Here is a 17902-nt window from a genome sequence, read left to right on the forward strand (position 1 = left end):
ACACCGTCGGGCGAACGAGAACGCAGAACCTGTCCGGGACCGCGCTGGTGGGTCTTGAGCTCATCCAGCACGGTCTCGATCTCCCAGCGCTGGCAGTACAACGCCGCCAGCTCGCGTGCCGGGGCCCTGCGGTGGTCGAGGATCGTGGTGATCAGCCGGTAGGGCGCGCCGTGTCCGTTGCGGCCGGGATCGTCCAATGTGTACTCGACCACCCGCACCGTCACCGGATCGGCGCGCCGACACTGGTCGCCGGTGGCCACGATTTCCGACAGGTACGACCCGTCGGGCAACTCATGACGCACCGGCAGCACGACGTTGGCGCGCACCCGCCACAACAGATCCGTCCCGTTCGCTGACGCCGCCCGGCCACCGCTGGCCGCGGAACGGGCGTTGCCCGGACGCCCGAACCGCCCGGCGTTCTCCGGCGTGTCCGGCACGTCGAAGGGCGTGCCGTCGACCGCCGGCACCCGCCAGGTCCGATACCACGACCCCCGTGTCGCCGGCTCCGCCAACGGCTTCGCGACCTGCTCGGACAACGCCTTCAACGGCACCGCACCCAGCTTGACCCGAGCCCGCGAGACCGCCGCGGTGGTCGGCACCCGCCACGGCTTGGACCACCGCCCAGCCCCTCGGTCGACAACCGCGCGACCTCTTCGTAGCCCTGCCCGGAGAACAGGCACATCGCCAGCACGAAGCAGACCACCACCCGCGGCGGCAACAACCGATCACGCTGCCCCTCCCGGCCAGTCTCCGCGATCACCCGATCCACCAACTCCAGCGGAAACGACTTGGTCAACAGGTCGATCGCGATCCGATCCGACAACCGGGCATCCGTCTCGGGCTTGACCTGTCCAGGCCGCGGCATCCAGGCACCTCCTGGACGCTCAACCCACCGAAACAACCCTTGGGTCACCGGTATTGGGTCTGGACCTGGTTTCGTCCTCCGTCGACGAACAGGTCTGATCCGGTGATGTAGCCGGCGTCGTCGGAAGCCAGGAACAGCACCGCGGCGGCGACCTCCTCCGGCCGGCCCACGCGCGCCAGCGGGATGGTCGCCGCACCGGCCCGCAGGAACTCGCGGACTTCCGGGTCGCTGCTGGTGTCGATGTAGCCGGGGCTCACCGCGTTCACCCGCACACCCCGCCCGGCCAGTTCCACAGCGAGGGTGCGAGCCAGCGCGCGGGCGCCCGCCTTCGCAGCGGAGTACACGCCGAGGCCCGGCAGGCCGGCTGTGGCGGCGATGGAGGACATCAGCACGATCGACGCGTGCTCGTTCAGCGCCGGCGCCAGCGTCTGCACCGTCAGGTAGGGCGCGCTCAGGTTCCGGGCCAGCACGTCGTCCACCTCGTCCGGGCTGACCCGGCCGAACGGGGTGTGGGCGCCGCCTCCCGCGTTGGTGAAGAGCACGTCCAGCCCTCTCCCCGCTCGCGCACCGCCGCCAGCAGCGCAGCGAGGTGGGCGGGATCGGTCGCGTCGCCGCGCACACCGGTGGCCGACGGACCGAGCTCGGCCACGGCCTCGTCCAGCGCACCGGCACGACGTCCGGTAATCAGCACGTGGGCTCCCTCGGTGACGAACCGGCGGGCCGTGGCCAAGCCGATTCCGGCCGTGCCACCGGTGATCACCGCGGTGCGGCCCTCGAGCCTGCCCACCTCAGACAGCCAGCGGCGGGTAGTCGAGGAACCCCTGGTCGGTGCCACCGTAGAAGGTCGAGTTGTCCGGCTCGTTGTACGGGCCGCGCCGTGCGATGCGCTCGCCGAGGTCCGGGTTGGCGAGCCAAGGGGCACCTAGTCCGACCATGTCGGCCCCGGCGGCGAGGCCGTCGGCGACCCGGTCGTGCGGAGCCTCCGGTTCGGCGGTCCGATGCGGGTTCAACAGCAGCACTCCCGGCCAGTACTTGCGCACCAGCGCGGTCAGGTCACGGTGGCCAGGTGACTCCGAGACGTCCAGGAAGGCCAGCCCGTCGCCGGCCAGTTCCCCCAGCAGAGCTTCGTAGAGCTCCTCGGGGTTCCCCTCGTTGATGCCCTGGATCGTGCTGGCGGGCGAGATCCGCACCGACGTCCGGTCCGCACCGGCCGCACCGGCCATCGCACGGGCGGCCTCGACGACGAACCGGATCCGGTTCTCCGTGCTCCCGCCCCACTCGTCGGAGCGCAGGTTCGAGTCCTGGCACAGGAACTGCTGCGGCAGGTAGCCGTTCGCCGCGTGCAGCTGCACGCCGTCGAAGCCTGCGGAGACCGCCAGCGAGGAGGCCGTCGCGAAGTCCTGGAGCGTAGCCCGGATGTCGTCACCGGTCATGGCCGCGGGCACCGGGTGGTCCTTCATGCCGTCGAGCGTGAAGGTCTGGCCGGGTGCCGCCACCGCCGAGGGTGCGTGGCCGTCCAGCCCGCCCCGCATGCTCGGGTGCCCGGTGCGTCCACCGTGGAAGAGCTGCAGGTGGATGGTGCCGCCGGCCTCGTGCACGGCGTCGGTGACCTGCCGCCAGCTCTCGGCCTGCTCGGGCGTCGCGATGCCCGGTGTGGTCGGGTATGCCTTGCCGCGCAGGCTGATCTGGGTGGCCTCGGTGACGATCAGGCCGGCACCGGCGCGCTGCCGGTAGTACTCGGCGATCGAAGCGGTGGCCAGCCCCTCCTCGGTGGCCCGGCTGCGGGTCATCGGGGCCATGGCGAGGCGGTTGCGGACGGTCGTGGCACCGACCCGGAGGGGCGAGAAAGCATTGGTATCACTCATGTCCCCAGCTTCAGCCGGAGGCGCTCGCTTGCCAACTGGCCGGTAACGGACTTACTGTGGGTAAGTGACCAGGTCAACCGCAGCAAACCCCCAGGTGATCGACTCGTCCGGCTGCGAGGTCGCCGGCGAGATCATGAGCTTCGTCTCACGACGCTGGACCTCGGCGATCATGCTGGCCGGCGGCAGGGGCGCGCGGCGGTTCAGCGAGTACCGGCGCATGGTCGACGGCATCTCCGAACGCATGCTGTCGGTCCGCCTGAGCGAGCTCGAACAGCACGGTCTGGTGCGCCGCGAGGTGGTGCCGAGCATGCCGGTGCAGGTGCTGTACCACCTGACCGATCGGGGCCGGAGGCTGCTCAGCGCGGTGGACGCCATTACCCGCTGGGCGCACGACGCGGGCTGAGGCGCGGAAAGCGGGCCGGATGAGCGACGTTCGTCGTCGCAGCCGCCGTGACGCTCACCACCGAGAGTCAGACTCGCTGCCTGAAGTCCGACCGCCGGGAGACACGAACCAGGCCGCATCGGTCGATCGAGAAGCAGGAATGCGGCACAGCGAGGTGCAAGCATCAAGGTGACCGTCCGGGAATGCTTCGCCAGCCTGAACACAGAATTGAACAGCGATGGACTCTCGCCCGGATGTCGGGCGAGATGGCTCGCCGTGCTGATTTTCGTACCCCTCCACAAAGGACATGCAGGTCGCCCGGGATGAACGCGTCTCATCGCGTCTCGTTTGGCTGGCCCAAGATCACGGCTGGGGCACCATTGCCGCGAAATGACGTCGACATCGGGGGGTCCGATGAAAAGATCGATCGCTGTCCTGCTGACCGCCTTGGTGACGCTGGGGGCAGCTCCGGCGGCCGAAGCGACCAGCTCGACCTCTCTGGTGGTGCTCGGCGATTCATATGCCTCGGGCACCGGAGCGGGGTCCTACCAGGACGGGACCGCCGGCAACTGCTGGCGCAGCGACAACTCCTACGGTGAACAGGTGGCCGCTCGCCTGCGCGCTGCCGGCAGGCTCAGCTCGTTCACCAATGTGAGCTGCAGTGGCGCGGCCACCGCGGATCTCACACGGCGGTTCAAGGAGCGTCCGGCCCAATTGGACGCTCTCAAGCGGAGCACGAACCTGGTGCTGCTCACCGTCGGCACCAACGACATCGACTACGCGGCGTACGGCGGCACCTGCGTTCAGGCCGACTGCACGGGCGCTCCGACCGAGGCGATCCTCGCGAAGCTGCCGCAGATGGCCGGCAACGTCACGGGTCTGCTCACCGAGATCCACAAGCGCAGTCCGCACGCGCGGGTCGTCGTCGTGGGCTACGGCCGTCAGGTGTCCTCTTCGGACGAACTGCCGGCCATCCCGCTCGATCCCATCTGCGGTGAAGCCGTCCTCTCCGCAGCGGAACGCCGCGAGGGCAACCAGGTGACCGACGGCATCGATGCCGCCTTGCGTCATGCCGTGGCCAAGGCGCGCTTCCGGGGCGTCAACGCCGAGTACGCCAGCCCGTTCTCCCGGCCCGGCACGTTCGACGGTCACGCCCTGTGCGAAGCCGACACCCCGTTCCTGCGCGGGTTCGACGCGCTGGCGCCGGGTCAGGAAGGGCAGGAGGCCGTCTTCCACCCGAACCAGCGAGGACAGACGGCACTGTCCTCGCTCGTCCGGATCTAGCCGCCGAGGCGGTTGCTTCTCCTGATGGGGTGAAGCAACCGCCTCGGCGACGGACGAGGGTTGTGGCCGGCAGTCCGATCCAGGCACCAGCGCTCGGCAGGTGGGGCCGCCACTGGCTCACTGCGTGCAGGGCACCACGACAGAGGGCTTCAACGCCGAACCGCGAGATTCGTCAGCGCCGCGCTGGTCGAGCACAATGCCGTGCACCGCGATGAGCAACCAGCCGCGAACCGATCCCTTGCTGCCGTTCAGCACGTCCGGACTGCGCCACGCCCTGATGAACACCTCTTGGACGATCTCCTCCGCCGCCGCGCGACTACCGCACAGCCGGGTCGCGTAAGCCAGCGCCGCTCGGCCGTGTTCCGCGAAGAGCCAACGGATGAGCGCCTCGTCGACCAAGTCCCGTCCGCGGTTCATCGCCTCTACTTCCACACTTTTCCCGCAGCCGACCTGGCTCGGTATCTCCTGACTACTCCCTTCTCCGGCCGCAAATCCACCGCTGGCTTCGAGAAGACACCTGGGCCCCCGTTTCCGTTCCCGTTCAAGCGGAGAGCTGGGTCACTTCCGCCTGCTCAGGCAGTGTTGGGATCGGCGGTGGCGACGCTGGTGACGGAGAAATGAAGATCCACAAGACTGCCCCCTCACCGAACAGTCCACAGGCAGCGCCCGCGATCCCATCAACTTGTTCCGGAGCGGGTTCACGCCAGGCGGCTTGATTCCGGCATCACCGAAACCCGGAGCCATCAATGCGTGTTCTGTTCACGGTCGTGCCCGCTGTCGGGCACCTGTACCCGACTCTGCCGCTCGCCCGCCTTCCGCGGCACGGAAGAGTCGACCTCTCCCACGTGAACGGTGACATGCCGCCGGGCACGGAGGCGGAGCTCTTCGCCGGGGTTCGGGTGGACATGGCTTTCGACGACACCTCTGCCCGCCAGCGATGCAGCTCGACGAGTGGCAGAAGCCCGAGGGATGGCTGCCGATGCGACCGGAGGCGCATCATGCGCCCGAAAGGGCGGCACCGACGCCCTCCCAGACCGATCGGAGCGAACCGGAACGCCCACGGGTTCTGCTGACCTTCGGCACGCTGTACGGCGGCCCCGAGGCGCTGTCACCACTGATCGAGGAGAGCGTGGCACTCGACGTCGACCTGCGCGTGACCGTCGGAATCTCGGCTGTCGCGGAGGACTTCGACGTCGACCGGACTCGGGTCGCCTTCGAGCCGTTCACACCGATCTCGGAGCTGCTGTCCGGAGTAGACGTAGTCGTCTGCCATGCCGGGGCCGGTACCACGTACGCGGCTTTGTCCGCGGGCATCCCCCTCGTCCTGCTACCGCAGGGCGCGGACCAGTTCTCCGTCGCCGACCGAGCCGTGGCAGTCGGGCCGCGGTGCGGCTGCTGCCACGAGAGACGACCCCGGACAGGCTTCGACAGGCGATCGCCACCGTCTTGGCCGAGTCCCGCTATCGCGAGGCCGCGGCCGAGGTGGCCGGGGACATCGCGGGCATGCCGGCGGCAGCGGTCGCCGAGTCCATCGCGATGATCGTGAGCTGAACCCGCGGCATCCACATCGGCCAGGCGCCACCGGGGGCCTCGGACATTGGGGTGGAGCCGGTTCTCTCTGTGCACAGCGGACGAGTGCGACGGAGTCCGTTGGGCCGGGCTGAGAATTGCCCGGCCCAACGGCTCAGCCCGGCCCGCGTCCCAGAACCGGACCGGTCCAGCCTGGGACGGCCGACCACCAGCACGACATGATTGAAAACCCAGCACGACAACAATCCGCGGTCGAGCAGATCACTGACCCGACCGGGTAAGCCGAATTCGAGCTAGTCGTCGCAGAAGGCGCCTCGTGGAGGCAGTACACCCTCGGTGAGGTAAGCCGTGATCTTCTCGGCGACGCAGTTCTGGCTCTGGCCGAGACCGGTGTGGCCCTCGCCCCGGTACGTCAGCAGGTGACCGCTGCGCAACGTCGAAGCCAGCGCGACGGAGTCCTGGTAAGGAGTGTCCGGGTCGCCGGTGTTGCCGACGACGAGGATCGGCGGTGCGCCCGCCGCGGAGAACGGACCGGCGTAGCGGGACTGCGACTTGACCGGCCACTGGGTGCAGGCGGTGGCGTGCGCGTGGTCGTAGTTCGGCACCGCGTACGCGAGCGCAGGCCCTGTCAACGGCGCCACGCGTGACGCGATGGCAAGTCGCGCCTCGAGCTGTCCGCGTGGGAACACCCGGTCCGCGCATTCCACCGCCGTGTTCGCGGAGAGGAACGCCACCTCCGGCACGGAGAGGAGGAACCCCGTGCGGTTCTGGGCATCGACCAGGTCCGTGGCCAGGAGGGGCCACCCCTGCACGCCCGAACCCAGCGAAGCCTGCACGTTGTAGGTCAACGTGGCGCCGTTGCCGACGAACCTGCCGTTCTCGACAACAGGATCCGCGTCCAGCGCGTTCTGCAGTCTCACGAACGCGGAGCGCGGATCACCGCCGCCGAACTCGCACTTGGTGGCCACGCACCAGTCGAAGAACCGGCCGAGCGCCGACTCCACAGCCCGGTACTGGGCGAGGTCGTACTCGTAAGGCCGATTCGCATAGGTGTGCGGGTCATACGCGCCGTCCAACGCGAGCACGCGGATGTTTTTCGGGAACAGGTTGGCGTACACCGTGCCGATGAAGGTGCCGTACGACAGACCGAGGTAGTTGAGCTTCCGGTCACCGACGGCCTGCCGCAACAGGTCCATGTCCCGCGCGACGTACTCGGTACCCACGAACGGCAACAGCTTTGAGCTCTGCCGCGCGCACGCGTCCACGAACGCCTTGCCGGTTCGCAGCGCGTTGTCGAACGAGCCGCCGCGCGGCCTGGCAGCTGCCTTCGCCCACTCCGCCGCGTACTCGTCCTGGGTCTGGCAGGCGAGCGGCTGACTGCGCCCGACCCCTCGCGGGTCGAAGCCGACGATGTCGAACCGTTCGCGCAACTCCGCGGGCCCGTCGGTGCCGACGAAGCGCACGAGGCCGTCAACGGTGCCACCAGGGCCACCGGGATTGACGAACAGCGACCCGATGCGCCGGGAGGGGTCGGTGGCGGGCTTGCGCGTCATGCCCAGCTCAATCGTCTCGCCGGACGGCTTCCGGTGGTCGAGCGGCACCTCTGCCGTCGCACACTCGAATCCGTCACCGCAGTCCGACCAGGTCAACGACGGCACCTCCGCTGCGTGAGCAGCCGGCGCACCGCCGATCAGCAGCAGGCCCGCGAGTGCGGACATCACTATTTTCACGATCTGTCCTCATGAGTTGTCGAGACAACGCCTTCACATCTCACTTCGGCACCGAGCGGTGCTGTGCGGTGAGAAATTCGTGCGAATCCAGGCCGGCCGGTCATGCCGATGCGAAGAAGTCCGCCTCGATGACGCCGCTCGTCCGACGCGCCATCTCGGCAGAGAAGGCGAGAGCGGCGTCCAGCGGGCGGTGGTGGATCGCGGCTCCGGTGATCAGGCCGTCGCTGTTCCTGGTGAGGACGGTGACACCCCGCATCGCGACCCCGCCCAACCCCGCCGCGTCCCACTCGAGATACGTGCGGTCGCCGACGGAGACCTGGCTGGTGAAGGTCAGCGACTCGTAGATGCCGCTGGCCACCTCCAGCACACGTGCGACCCGATCGCGTCCCTCGACCGGGCGCCGCAGGACGCTCGCCTCCAGGACGACGTCCTCCGCGAAGGCGGCGCCGAACGCGGTGGACGACCGCGTTTCGAAAGCACTGGTCCAATCCGACTGCGGGACGCCTGGTGCCTCGTTCTCCTCATTCACCGCTTTTTCCTCACTGACGACCGGTCAGAATGCCCGCACATGGCCGCACGTCGAGCTCCGAGAAGCTGCGGTAGCTCCTTGCAAGCGCGAAGCCACCTCAGACGATGTCGTGCTCGATCACGCCCACGCCGTCGATGTCGAGACGCAGCGAGTCCCCTGTTTCCAGCCATCGGCCGATCTCCATGCCGGAGCCGCCGACGAAGGTGCCCGTGGCGAACAGCTCACCGGGGAGGAGCTGCTCGTCCGCTGACGCGTGGGCGAGCATTTCACCGAGAGACCAACGCGGCCGGGTCGCGTCTGGACTCGCAACTATTTCGCCGTTGATCGACACTCTCGCCCGCAGATCAGTCCAGTGTGGAACCACCTCCGCGGCGGTCACCGCCGTACCGGACAACGACGTGACGAAGTGTTTCGCCTTCTGCGGGCCGAAGCCGCTGTTCATCTCCGGGATCTGGACATCCCTGGCGCTGAAGTCGCACAGGACGACGAACGCGGAGATCGCCTGCTCGGCCTCGGCGGGCGACGCGTTGAACAACGGGCTGCGCAACACGAAGGCGAGCTCCAGCTCGTAGTCCAGCGCCTTCGTGTACTGAGGCGTCCGCACGGCGGTCCCGCTCGGCACGATGGTGGCGGCGTTGCTCATGTAGTAGACAGGCTGCTTGTACCACAACGGTTTGGGGCGGAACGCCGGGAAGACCGAGCGGGTGATGGTCTCGTACACCTGAGCCAGCCTCGACACACCGCGCCGATAACGCCTGACGTAACCACGGGCCGCGCCGATGTTGTGCTGCTCGTAGAGCATGAAGTCCCGGAAGGACAACGGCTGGAACGGCAGCACGAGATCTCCTTCGACGGCGCCGTGGGCGAGCGCTCGCTCCGCCTCCCACGACGGCGAGAAGGCGGACCGGAACCCGAACACCGCTGCCGCGTCACCGGCCTTCCACTCGTCACCGGGTCGCTCCCTGGTTTCGACCACGATCGACTCTTCCGCGGCAAGACGACGTCGAATCTGCATTGAACCTTCTTGAACGAAGTGATCGTCTGAGACGCTGCGAGGCTTGCCCGTGGTCGTGGCGTCTGCCGCAACAGCCCCCGCGACAGCCTCCCCGCACACTATGGATCTTCGTTCGGCGCATCACCTCGTGGATGACCGCAACGTGCATCAAGAGGCGCAGTTGTTGGCCTGCATGGGCCCCGGGAACGGTCATTCGCCGGCACCCGGCCACCGGACGGTCACCCCCGAGCCCGCGACTCCACCCCGGTGAACTCCTCGGCCAACAGGACCCGGTTCCTGTCCCGCACGTTGACCAGGTCGGTCACGACGCCGGCGTCCTCCAGCTCCGTGATGATCACGTCGAAGATCCTGACGCTCTCCATGAACCAGGCCGATTCCGGCAGGCCACCGCCCAGCATCGCGTCAATGGCATCCAGCAGCGACTGGAGGCGATCGCCGTACAGCGTCCACAACTTCTTGTCGTTCCTGAAGTTCGCCGCGAGGAACGAGCGCATCCGCGTGAACGCTTCTCGCTGAGCCGAAACGGCACGATCGTGGCGGCCTGCCAGGAAGAGAGACCGGGCGAGCACGAACATCGACAAGCTGATCGTCTCGCTCAGGAAGGTGGCGTGGAGACCACCGGAGATCTCGATCTCGCGGAGGAGCTCGATCTCCCGCTCCGTGGTCTCGGCAGCCTTCTCGTACTCGCCCAGGCAGGCCTGTGCGTCAGCCAGGAGGTCCAGGCTGAAGGAGAGCCGGACGACGGAGGTGGTGCCGTCGTCGAAGTCGGGGATCTTTTCGAGGACGTCGATCGCCTCTCTGTATTCTCCCGACCTCATCTTCGCGGCGGCGATGATCATCAAGACGGTGCATTCCGCGGAACGTGGCCCGGCTTCCCGGAACAGCGCGCTCGCCTGCGCGGCATGCGCGAGTCCGAGCTCGACCTGGCCAGTGGAGACGAGATCACCTGACAGCTGCAGATGCGCGTAGGCCTGAGCGCGGCGGTCCCGGCTCGACCTCAACGCGTCCACGGCCGCGTCCAGGTGCCTCACCGCGAGCTCCGTCTGCCCGGTCCGGGATGCCACGCGAGCCAGACAGCGCCGGGCGTGACCGGCACCGAGGTCGTCACCGGCTCGCTCCGCCCCGCGCAGCGCGACCTCGTTGATCCTGAGCATGGAGGTCCACAGGCCGTTCCAGTCGAGGTAGAAGCGGAGGTTCCAGGCGATCCGCCAGCAGTGCCCCTCGAACCCGGACTTCTCAGCGAGATCTACCAGGGCCATCAGGGTGCTCTGCTCCGCCGCGAACATCTCGAGAGCCGACCGGCAGTCGGAAACGAGCCTGGGTGACACCCCCGGCGCCAGTCGCGGCAAGTCCGGCAAGTCCTGAACGGACGACAGCAACGCGGTCGCGCCGCGAGTCACCACGAGGTGGTGGTCGAGCAGCCTGCGGCGCGCGGCCTGGTGTTCCTGGGCGTTGTCGGTGTCGGCGAGCAGTTCGGCGCTGTAGTCGCGCAGGAGGTCGTGCCAGCCGAACCGGCCAGGGCGGTCTTCCACGACCAGGCCGACCGCGATCAGCTCACGCACCAAGACCTGCACGCGAGGCAGTGGCAGTCCGATCAGACTCGCAGCGGCGGCGGTGCTGGTGTGGCTCAGGGGCAGCACGGCGAGAAGCCGGAACAACCTCGCCGCCTCCCGGCTCAACGCGTGGTAGGACCACGACAACACCGAACGGACGTCACTGCGAGGTTCGTCGGCGGCGAGGAAGTCCAAGCCGCGCTCCGCGTGATCGGTCAGCTCGCGGGACAGGTCGGACAAGCTCAGTGCCGGGTTCGTCGCGATCCTCGCGCTCGCCACGGCGAGAGCCAGCGGCAGATGTGCGCATGCCTGCGCGATCGACCGCACAGCCGCAGGTTCTGCCGCGACCCGGCGTTCCCCGAGCCGGGCTGCCATCAGCGCCACCGACTCCGACGTGGTCAGCAGGTGCATCTTCATCGTGCGCGCACCGGTCGACGCCACCAGTCCGGTCAGCTCGGACCTGCTGGTCACCATCACCAGGCACTGCGGTGATCCCGGCAGCACGGGCAGCGCCTGCCGGCTGTCCCTGGCGTTGTCGAGGACCACCAGCACACGGCGATCGGCCAGCACACCGCGGTACAGCGCGGCGAGTCCGTCCACCCCGTCCGGCCGTCCTGCTCTCGGCACCCCCAGACCGTCCAGCAACTCACTCAGAACGTCCACGGGCTGCCGGGTCGAGCCATCCGCGTCGAAGCCCCGCAAGTTCACGTACAGCTGCCCGTCGGGGAACCGCGAAGCGACCTGGTTCGCCCACCGGACAGCGAACGTCGTCTTTCCCACCCCTGCCGTACCGTGCACCACGATCGCCGGCGGCAGGGGGTCCTCGTCCAACCACGAGTCGAGTTCGCGCAGCTCGAGTTCACGACCGGTGAAAACCCCCAACGGCAACGGCAACTGCGCCGGATGCGCCCATCTCGGCACCGCTGCGGGCTCGGAAGCGCTGTCCGGTAGCAGAGCCGGATCAGCCCGCAGGATCCGCTGGTGCAGCTCCTGCAGGGCCGGCCCGGGGTCGACCCCCAGCTCATCTCGCAACGTCACACGCAATCGCTCATACGCCACCACCGCCTCAGCAGGACGACCAGACTGGTACAACGCACGCATCAACAACCCGTGTGACCGCTCACGAAACGGCTCCGCCTCCACGATCGCACGAAGACGCTCCGCCACCTCTGCGTGACCACCACGGTCGAGCTCCAGCTCCGCCAGCGACTCCACCGCCTGAACACGCAACTGCACCACACGACGTCGTTGTCCCTCAGCCCACGCGCCTTCCATTCCCGCGAGAGGCTCGTCGCGCCACTCGCCCAACGCCGCGCGCAACAACTCCAGGCGACGGCCGGGATCGTCCGCGGCGTCCGCGGCCCGCACAGCGCTCCGGAAGCGACCGATGTCCACCTGCCCGGTGGCGAGCCTCAGCCGGTAGCCACCTCCTGCCGATCCCAGGACGGCCTCACCGGACTCGTCGGCGCCGAGAATCCGCCGCAGTCGGTGAACGTACGTGCGCACCGTCCCGCGCGCCGCCGGCGGAGGCTCCTCACCCCACAGCGCCGCGATCATGTCGGCGACGGGCACCACCCGCCCTTCGGCCAGCAGCAGAACCGCCAGCGCGAGTTTTTGTTGAGGAGAGCCGAGATCGAGGTCGGCACCGTCCCGCCGAGCTCCTACCGCGCTCAGGAGGGTGAACGTCAAACCGGGAAAGTCAGGAATGAGCTCCTCGGCGCCGGCGGGCGGGAGATGTGCCATGCGGCGATGCTATCGACCGGAGCGGATCCGCTCGCGCCACTCCCGTTGAGACGAAGACACGACCACCGGGGTGGCGCGGCATCAGTTGGACGTCGCGTTGCGCAACGCCTGCAGCTCAGACCGAAGACCGCGGATCTCGGCGAGGACGTCCATCGTCACTTCGAACTCGTCACGGCCCTGCTCCGCGCGTTCTTCGCTCATCTGGCTCTCCATGGCGCTCACCGCGACTGCGATGAAGAGGTTCAGCACGGTGAAGGACGTGACGACGACAAATCCGACGAAGAACACCCACGCGAGCGGCTGCTGCTCCATGACCGCGCGCGAGACGTCAGACCAGGCATCGCCGGTCATGACCTGGAACAGGGTGAACAGCGAGTCGCCGAGGTCCCCGAAGTGCTCCGGCGCCACATCGCTGAAGAGCTTCGTCGCGATGATCGCCGACACGTACAACACCAGTGACAGCAGAGCGGTGATGGACGCCATGCCCGGCAACGCGCTCAGCAAGGCGGCCACGACCCGCCTCATGCTGGGCACCACGGACACCAGTCGCAACACCCGGATGACCCTCAGCGCTCGCAGCACCGAGAACGCGCCCGACGCCGCCGGCAGCAGGGTGACGGCGACGACCACGGTGTCGAACCAGTTCCACGGATCGCGGAAGAAGTCCGTGCCGTACGCCCAGAACCGGAGTACGAGCTCCACGACGAATACCACCAGCGCCATGCGATCGACCACGTGCAGCACATGACCGAACGAGGCAACCAGCTCCGGTGACGTCTCCGCTCCCAGCACGAGTGCGTTGGCCACGATCAACGTGGTGATCACCTTGGTGAACCACGGGTCGGTGACCAGGACGCGAAGCCTCGCATTGGGGAACACCGAGCAGCTCCTTCGTTCAAGCCGTCCCCGTGGTGGATCCGGGGATTCGGCGCCTGATCATTCTGCGGGCCCTTCGAATTCGAGAGGGACCACGATGTGCGGACGCGCCATGTTCGGAGCACCTTCTGCCACACAAGGGAATCAGGGCATTGACTCGTGGGCGGATGCGCTCGAACCAGCACGGCCGCGACGAGGAGGAAGCCCCGGCCGTACGCTGCTATCGGCTCGGCCGTGGTCAACGTCGATGCCGGGTTGCCGGATGAGATGCCGGCAGATGAGCGTCCACACCGAACAGTTTCTCGCACAACGTGCCCCGACTGTTCTCCTCCCTGAGCAGGCCGCGCTTCCTCAGTTCCGGCGGGAGGAGGTCGGCAACGTCGTCGAAGGTGTCCGGCCGGCCCGGTCGATCACCACCCGCGACAGCTGAGAAGCCCGGCGCACTCACAACCCGCCCGAGACCGATCGCGAGAGGAAAGCGGTCGGCGCCTTCATGCGGCGGCGAAGACAGGACGTCGGGACAGCGTCATCCGCCGGCAGCGCCCGTCTCAGCGGCGCGAGCGCTGATCGCGTCCAGAAGGAGGAGGTTTCCAGCGCGCAGCTCGACGATCAACCGGAGACTTCCTCGATGTGCCAACGCGGCAGCCAGGTCGTCGACTGCTCGAAGACTGTCCGCGAACCACTGGTGGTCGATCCTGTCCTGCGCGAGAACGCGCTCCAGCCTTGCGAACGCGGTTCTCTCCGGGGTTTCCTCCGAGTGCTGGAACAAAGCGGAAGCATGGTGCCTGAGAAGCATCGAGTAGAACCCGCTCAATGCTTCCCGGTGCACTGTCAGGGCCCTGTCGATCTCGCCGGCCATGTACAGCATGCGAGCCAGCAGGAAGCTGTCCTGCACGAACTGTTCCTCGAAGTAGTAGGGGAAGTTCGCCCAGTCGGCACCGGTCTTCTCCAGGGCCAGCTTCAGCGAGAGCTCGCGCATCTCGGCTGCCTTGTGGTACTCGGCCAGACCTTCATGAGCCACCGCCAGATGGTCGATGGTGTTGAACATCCTCATCATCGAGCCGGTCTCGTAGTCCGATTCCAAGGCTCCACGGAGGGTTTCGACAACCTCGGCGTAACGTCCGGTCTTGCTGTACGCGTACGCGATGAGGTCCCGCAACTCGCCCTTCTGCGTGTGGGAGCCGGTGGCCTGGAACAAGGTGCGCGCCTGCTCGACCTGTTCGAGCGCTGCGTCGACCTGATCGGTGTGGATCAGCCATTTGGCTGCCTGTACGCGTGTGTAGCCTTCGGCTTGGCGATCACCGCATCTGCTGAACGACTCGATCGCGGTCTGCAAATGCGCTTCCGCTGTCCCCGTGTTCCTGAGCATCGCGGCAGCGCGAGCCAGGCATCGGTGCGCGTAGCCCATCCCCCGGTCGTCGCCGGCCGTCGTCGCGCGGGCCAGGGCGATCTCGTTGATCGAGATCATTTCCTTCCACAGGAGCGCTTCGTCGATGTAGTAGCGCATGTACCAGGCAAGTTGCCAGTAGCTCGCTGGGACACCGTGCGCGGCGGCGAAGTCGAACAGGGAGAGCAGTGTGCTGTGCTCGGACGCGAACATGCTGAAGGCCGACTGGAGGTCGTCGACGGTGTGCGCGGTCACTCCGGGAGTGATCTGGGGAAGTTCCGGCAGGTCGTCGGTGGGCACCAGCTGCAGCGACGCGCTTCTGGTCAGGATGAGGTAGTGGTCCAGCAGGCGCCGGCACGCTGCTCGCTGTTCGTCGGCGCCTACGGTCTCCGCCAGGAGCTCGGCGGCGTAGTCCCCGAGCAGGTCGTGCCAGCTGAAGTGGTTGGGCTGGTCCTCGTTGATCAGGCACAGAGTGCTCAGTTCGCGCAGCACCGCCCTGGCGCGGGTCACCGAGATCGCGGCGAGGCTCGCCATCACCGGTGTGGTGGTCCGGCTCAGCGGCAGCAGGGCGAGCAGTGTGAACGTCCGCGCGGCTTCCGGGCTCAGAGCGCGGTAGGACCACGACAGCACCGAGCGCACGTCGCTGTGCGGGTCGTCGGTGGTCAGGAAGTCCAGTCCGGGTTCGACGTCGTTGACGAGCTGCGACGCGATGCCGGACAGCTCCAGCCTGGGATTGCTCGCGATCCGGGCACTGGCGACGGCGAGTGCCAGCGGGAGGTGGGCACACGCGCCGGCGATCGCCCGGACCGCGGGGAGTTCTCGTTGCACGCGCTGCTCACCGAGCCTATGCGTCATCAACGCCACCGACTCCTCCATGTCGAGCAACCCCATCCTGATCGAGTACGCGCCCGTTGACGCGACCAGCGAGGTCAGCTCCCTCCTGCTGGTGATCACCACCATGCAGCCGGGCGCCGCTGACAGCAGGGGTGTCACCTGCTTGCTGTCCCTCGCGTTGTCCAGCACCAGGAGCACCCGGCGCTCGGCGAGAACGCTGCGGTATCGCGCGATCAGGCCGTTCATGTCGGTGGACGTGTTCGCAGGGGACGGGTCCAGCGCGTCCAGCAGCTCCCGCAGCACTTCGACCGGCTCCCGGGCAGCGCCTTCGCTCTCGAATCCGCGCAGGTTCACGAAGAACCGACCGTCCGGGAAGGACGATGCGACCCGGTTGGCCCACTGCACCACGAACGTGGTCTTGCCGACCCCCGCGGTTCCGTGCACCACGACCGTCTTCGAGGCTGTCGAGTCGCTCAGAAACGAGTTGAGCTCGGCCAGCTCGGCGTCCCGGCCGGCGAACACCGCCAGCGACGCCGGCATCGGCGCTGAACGAACCGGTGCCGGCGAAGAGCGCTCGGCCTTTGACGACAGCGCCGGATCCGCGCGCAGCACCCTGGCGTGCAACTCGCGCAAAGCGGGACTCGGATCGGTGCCGAGCTCGTCGCGCAGTGCGACGCGGAGCCTCTCGTACACGGTGAGAGCTTCGGCGGATCGCCCCTCATGGCACAACACGCGCATGAGCAGCTCGTGCACGCGCTCGCGCAAGGGCTCCGCCTCCGCGACCGCGGTCAACTGGTTCAGGACGTCGACCCGCCCACCAAGGACCAGCTGTTGCTCGGACAGCAACTCGACAGTGCGCACAGCGAGCTGACCAAGGCGACGACGCTCCGCGTCGGCCCATTCACCGGGAACTCCCCGCAGCGGCTCGTCTCCCAGCTCGCCGACAGCCGCCTGCAACAACGTGACCGCCCGCCGGGGGTCGTGCGCGGACGCGGCCGCCTCCGCCGCCCGGACCGAACTCAGAAACCGGCTCAGGTCGAGTTGGTCGGTCGCGAGCACCAGCTGGTAGCCGTTTTCGTCCGATCGCAGTACCGCCTGATCCGGACGGGTGTCGTCATCCAGGAGTTTGCGCAGCCGGTAGACGTAGGTGCGCACGGTTCCCCTGGCCGAGAGAGGCGCGTCATCGCCCCAGATCGCGCGGATGATCTCAGGTACCTGGACCAGCCGTCCTCCCGCCAGGAGAAGAACCGACAGAGTGAGCCGTTGCTGCGGTGACCCGAGATCGATCTCGGTTTCGTCCCGCGAAGCCCGCACCATGCCGAACACGGTGAACGCCAGACCCGGCCGGCGAGCAGCGACCTCGTCAGCGGGGCGTCGAGCAAGGGGCCACATGCGCACGATCATATGTCCGCAAAGGAGGTTCAGCGTGCGGGAGCCGGGGTGTGTTCACCTGACCCGAGGTGTCTTTTGCGCGCCTTGCCGGTAAGCACGCCGACGGCTTCGCATTCGATTGTCCGGGCGGACGTTCACGTTCGGGCTCGCGACAGCTCGCCCGCTGAAATTTCACCATCGCGGAGACGGTCGAGACCACGAAGGGTTACCGGGACTTCAGCGCACGTTGCTCGGGGAAGGTCCAGCCGAAGCGGATCGCGACCAGACGCAGCAGCGTGGTCACGACCACGCAGACAAGACCCGCGATCGGGACCGGCGTGCCGAGCTCGGCCAGCACGACGAGCATGCCGGCCCCGCCTCCGGCCGCGACCGCGTAGAGGGTGCCGACCTGGAGGAAGGAGATCGGCAGACTCAGGATGACGTCGCGCAGCATCCCGCCACCGATGGCACCGATGACGCCCGCGACGAGCGCGCCGGCCTCACCGGTGCCGAGCGACAGCGCCTTCGAGGCCCCGATGGCGCCGAACAGTCCCATGACGACCGCGTCGAGTCCGGTGATCAGCCAGTCGACCCGGGCGAGGACTGGTTGCAGCGCCATGCCGAGGATCGCCGACGCGCCGGCCACCAGCAGGTACCAGTTCTTCCAGAGCACGACGGGCGGCTGGTTGAGCACGATGTCGCGCAGCAGGCTGCCTCCGAGCGAGACGGCGAGTCCTATGACGACAACGCCCAGCACGTCGATGCGACGATGCCGCTCCCCCGCGGCGAACAGGGCGCCCTGGAGGCCGCCCAGTCCCGCGGCCAGAAGCTCGATCCACAGCGCCACCTGGAACGGCATGACGGCCATGCTGCTCACACTCCGGAGTTCGGGACCGGCTCGCGCGTGGTGCGAGCCGGCCCAGGACGAGACAGCCGCG

The 17902-nt window shown here is 67.9% G+C and carries 17 protein-coding genes and 1 pseudogene; 5 read left to right on the forward strand and 13 right to left on the reverse strand.

All coding sequences use genetic code 11. From position 1 onward, the window contains the following. From VM306_RS19115 to VM306_RS19130, 5 genes are all read right to left on the reverse strand, one after another. Window positions 1-599, reverse strand: a 599-nt coding sequence (locus VM306_RS19115) for a transposase (RefSeq protein ID WP_325516787.1), incomplete at its 3' end; no start/stop codon positions are given. Continuing rightward, window positions 542-865 (reverse strand): transposase domain-containing protein, encoded by a 324-nt coding sequence (locus tag VM306_RS41395; protein WP_414672413.1) that lies wholly within the window; start codon window positions 863-865, stop codon window positions 542-544. The genes VM306_RS19115 and VM306_RS41395, both read right to left, overlap by 58 nt. Window positions 866-909: 44 nt before the next feature. After that, window positions 910-1407: an SDR family NAD(P)-dependent oxidoreductase gene (locus VM306_RS19120; RefSeq protein WP_325516789.1), complete on the reverse strand. Its 498-nt coding sequence runs from the start codon at window positions 1405-1407 to the stop codon at window positions 910-912. Further along, window positions 1317-1652: an SDR family NAD(P)-dependent oxidoreductase gene (locus tag VM306_RS19125; RefSeq protein WP_325516791.1), complete on the reverse strand. Its 336-nt coding sequence runs from the start codon at window positions 1650-1652 to the stop codon at window positions 1317-1319. Before VM306_RS19125 ends, VM306_RS19120 begins: the two co-directional genes overlap by 91 nt. Window position 1653: 1 nt before the next feature. Further along, the gene (locus VM306_RS19130; RefSeq protein WP_325516792.1) at window positions 1654-2730 is read right to left on the reverse strand and encodes an alkene reductase; all 1077 of its coding nucleotides are present in this window, start codon (window positions 2728-2730) and stop codon (window positions 1654-1656) included. A 64-nt stretch (window positions 2731-2794) separates the two neighbouring features. Between VM306_RS19130 and VM306_RS19135 the strand changes: the two genes are divergently transcribed. Next, complete coding sequence (locus tag VM306_RS19135) at window positions 2795-3133, forward strand: helix-turn-helix domain-containing protein (protein ID WP_325516794.1); 339 nt, start codon at window positions 2795-2797, stop codon at window positions 3131-3133. A gap of 393 nt (window positions 3134-3526) precedes the next feature. Then, a complete protein-coding gene (locus tag VM306_RS19140; protein ID WP_325516796.1) occupies window positions 3527-4396 on the forward strand; it encodes an SGNH/GDSL hydrolase family protein in 870 nt (289 codons plus the stop codon). A gap of 117 nt (window positions 4397-4513) precedes the next feature. On the opposite strand, the gene VM306_RS19145 is transcribed toward VM306_RS19140, so the two are convergent. Further along, window positions 4514-4813 (reverse strand): sigma factor, encoded by a 300-nt coding sequence (locus VM306_RS19145; protein WP_414672414.1) that lies wholly within the window; start codon window positions 4811-4813, stop codon window positions 4514-4516. A gap of 562 nt (window positions 4814-5375) precedes the next feature. On the opposite strand from VM306_RS19145, the pseudogene VM306_RS41400 reads away from it, so the two are divergent. Together VM306_RS41400 and VM306_RS19150 are read left to right on the forward strand one after the other, a co-directional pair. Continuing rightward, a pseudogene (locus VM306_RS41400) lies at window positions 5376-5765 on the forward strand (glycosyltransferase); the annotation flags it as partial. Between the two features lie 17 nt (window positions 5766-5782). Further along, complete coding sequence (locus VM306_RS19150; RefSeq protein WP_325516798.1) at window positions 5783-5947, forward strand: hypothetical protein; 165 nt, start codon at window positions 5783-5785, stop codon at window positions 5945-5947. A 272-nt stretch (window positions 5948-6219) separates the two neighbouring features. On the opposite strand, the gene VM306_RS19155 is transcribed toward VM306_RS19150, so the two are convergent. The 5 genes from VM306_RS19155 to VM306_RS19175 form a co-directional block, all read right to left on the reverse strand. Beyond that, window positions 6220-7656, reverse strand: coding sequence for an alpha/beta hydrolase (locus VM306_RS19155; RefSeq protein ID WP_325516800.1), 1437 nt, complete (start codon window positions 7654-7656; stop codon window positions 6220-6222). A 100-nt stretch (window positions 7657-7756) separates the two neighbouring features. Beyond that, on the reverse strand, window positions 7757-8185 hold the full coding sequence (locus VM306_RS19160; RefSeq protein ID WP_325516802.1) for a nuclear transport factor 2 family protein: 429 nt from the start codon (window positions 8183-8185) through the stop codon (window positions 7757-7759). Between the two features lie 97 nt (window positions 8186-8282). After that, complete coding sequence (locus VM306_RS19165) at window positions 8283-9200, reverse strand: fumarylacetoacetate hydrolase family protein (protein ID WP_325516804.1); 918 nt, start codon at window positions 9198-9200, stop codon at window positions 8283-8285. Window positions 9201-9418: 218 nt separating this feature from the next. Continuing rightward, window positions 9419-12496 (reverse strand): AfsR/SARP family transcriptional regulator, encoded by a 3078-nt coding sequence (locus VM306_RS19170; RefSeq protein ID WP_325516806.1) that lies wholly within the window; start codon window positions 12494-12496, stop codon window positions 9419-9421. Between the two features lie 81 nt (window positions 12497-12577). After that, window positions 12578-13375 (reverse strand): ion transporter, encoded by a 798-nt coding sequence (locus VM306_RS19175; protein ID WP_325516809.1) that lies wholly within the window; start codon window positions 13373-13375, stop codon window positions 12578-12580. A 274-nt stretch (window positions 13376-13649) separates the two neighbouring features. Here VM306_RS19175 and VM306_RS19180 point away from each other — a divergent pair, with 274 nt between their 5' ends. After that, window positions 13650-13802 (forward strand): hypothetical protein, encoded by a 153-nt coding sequence (locus tag VM306_RS19180; protein WP_325516811.1) that lies wholly within the window; start codon window positions 13650-13652, stop codon window positions 13800-13802. Window positions 13803-13898: 96 nt separating this feature from the next. On the opposite strand, the gene VM306_RS19185 is transcribed toward VM306_RS19180, so the two are convergent. Both VM306_RS19185 and VM306_RS19190 read right to left on the reverse strand, forming a co-directional pair. Then, window positions 13899-16985 carry an AfsR/SARP family transcriptional regulator gene (locus VM306_RS19185; protein ID WP_325516813.1) on the reverse strand — a complete coding sequence of 1029 codons (3087 nt, stop codon included), beginning with the start codon at window positions 16983-16985 and terminating at the stop codon, window positions 13899-13901. Between the two features lie 205 nt (window positions 16986-17190). Then, the gene (locus tag VM306_RS19190; protein ID WP_325516815.1) at window positions 17191-17823 is read right to left on the reverse strand and encodes a trimeric intracellular cation channel family protein; all 633 of its coding nucleotides are present in this window, start codon (window positions 17821-17823) and stop codon (window positions 17191-17193) included. Between the last annotated feature and the right edge of the window lie 79 nt (window positions 17824-17902).

The sequence above is a fragment of the Lentzea sp. genome, assembly GCF_035525475.1.
GTDB lineage: Bacteria > Actinomycetota > Actinomycetes > Mycobacteriales > Pseudonocardiaceae > Lentzea.

Coding starts and splice junctions, on each gene's coding strand:
- VM306_RS41395 (WP_414672413.1), bottom strand. CDS start 865: ATGCCGCGGCCTGGACAGGTCAAGCCCGAGACGGATGCCCGGTTGTCG.
- VM306_RS19130 (WP_325516792.1), bottom strand. CDS start 2,730: ATGAGTGATACCAATGCTTTCTCGCCCCTCCGGGTCGGTGCCACGACC.
- VM306_RS19140 (WP_325516796.1), top strand. CDS start 3,527: ATGAAAAGATCGATCGCTGTCCTGCTGACCGCCTTGGTGACGCTGGGG.
- VM306_RS19145 (WP_414672414.1), bottom strand. CDS start 4,813: ATGAACCGCGGACGGGACTTGGTCGACGAGGCGCTCATCCGTTGGCTC.
- VM306_RS19165 (WP_325516804.1), bottom strand. CDS start 9,200: ATGCAGATTCGACGTCGTCTTGCCGCGGAAGAGTCGATCGTGGTCGAA.
- VM306_RS19170 (WP_325516806.1), bottom strand. CDS start 12,496: ATGGCACATCTCCCGCCCGCCGGCGCCGAGGAGCTCATTCCTGACTTT.
- VM306_RS19180 (WP_325516811.1), top strand. CDS start 13,650: ATGAGCGTCCACACCGAACAGTTTCTCGCACAACGTGCCCCGACTGTT.
- VM306_RS19185 (WP_325516813.1), bottom strand. CDS start 16,985: ATGTGGCCCCTTGCTCGACGCCCCGCTGACGAGGTCGCTGCTCGCCGG.
- VM306_RS19190 (WP_325516815.1), bottom strand. CDS start 17,823: ATGCCGTTCCAGGTGGCGCTGTGGATCGAGCTTCTGGCCGCGGGACTG.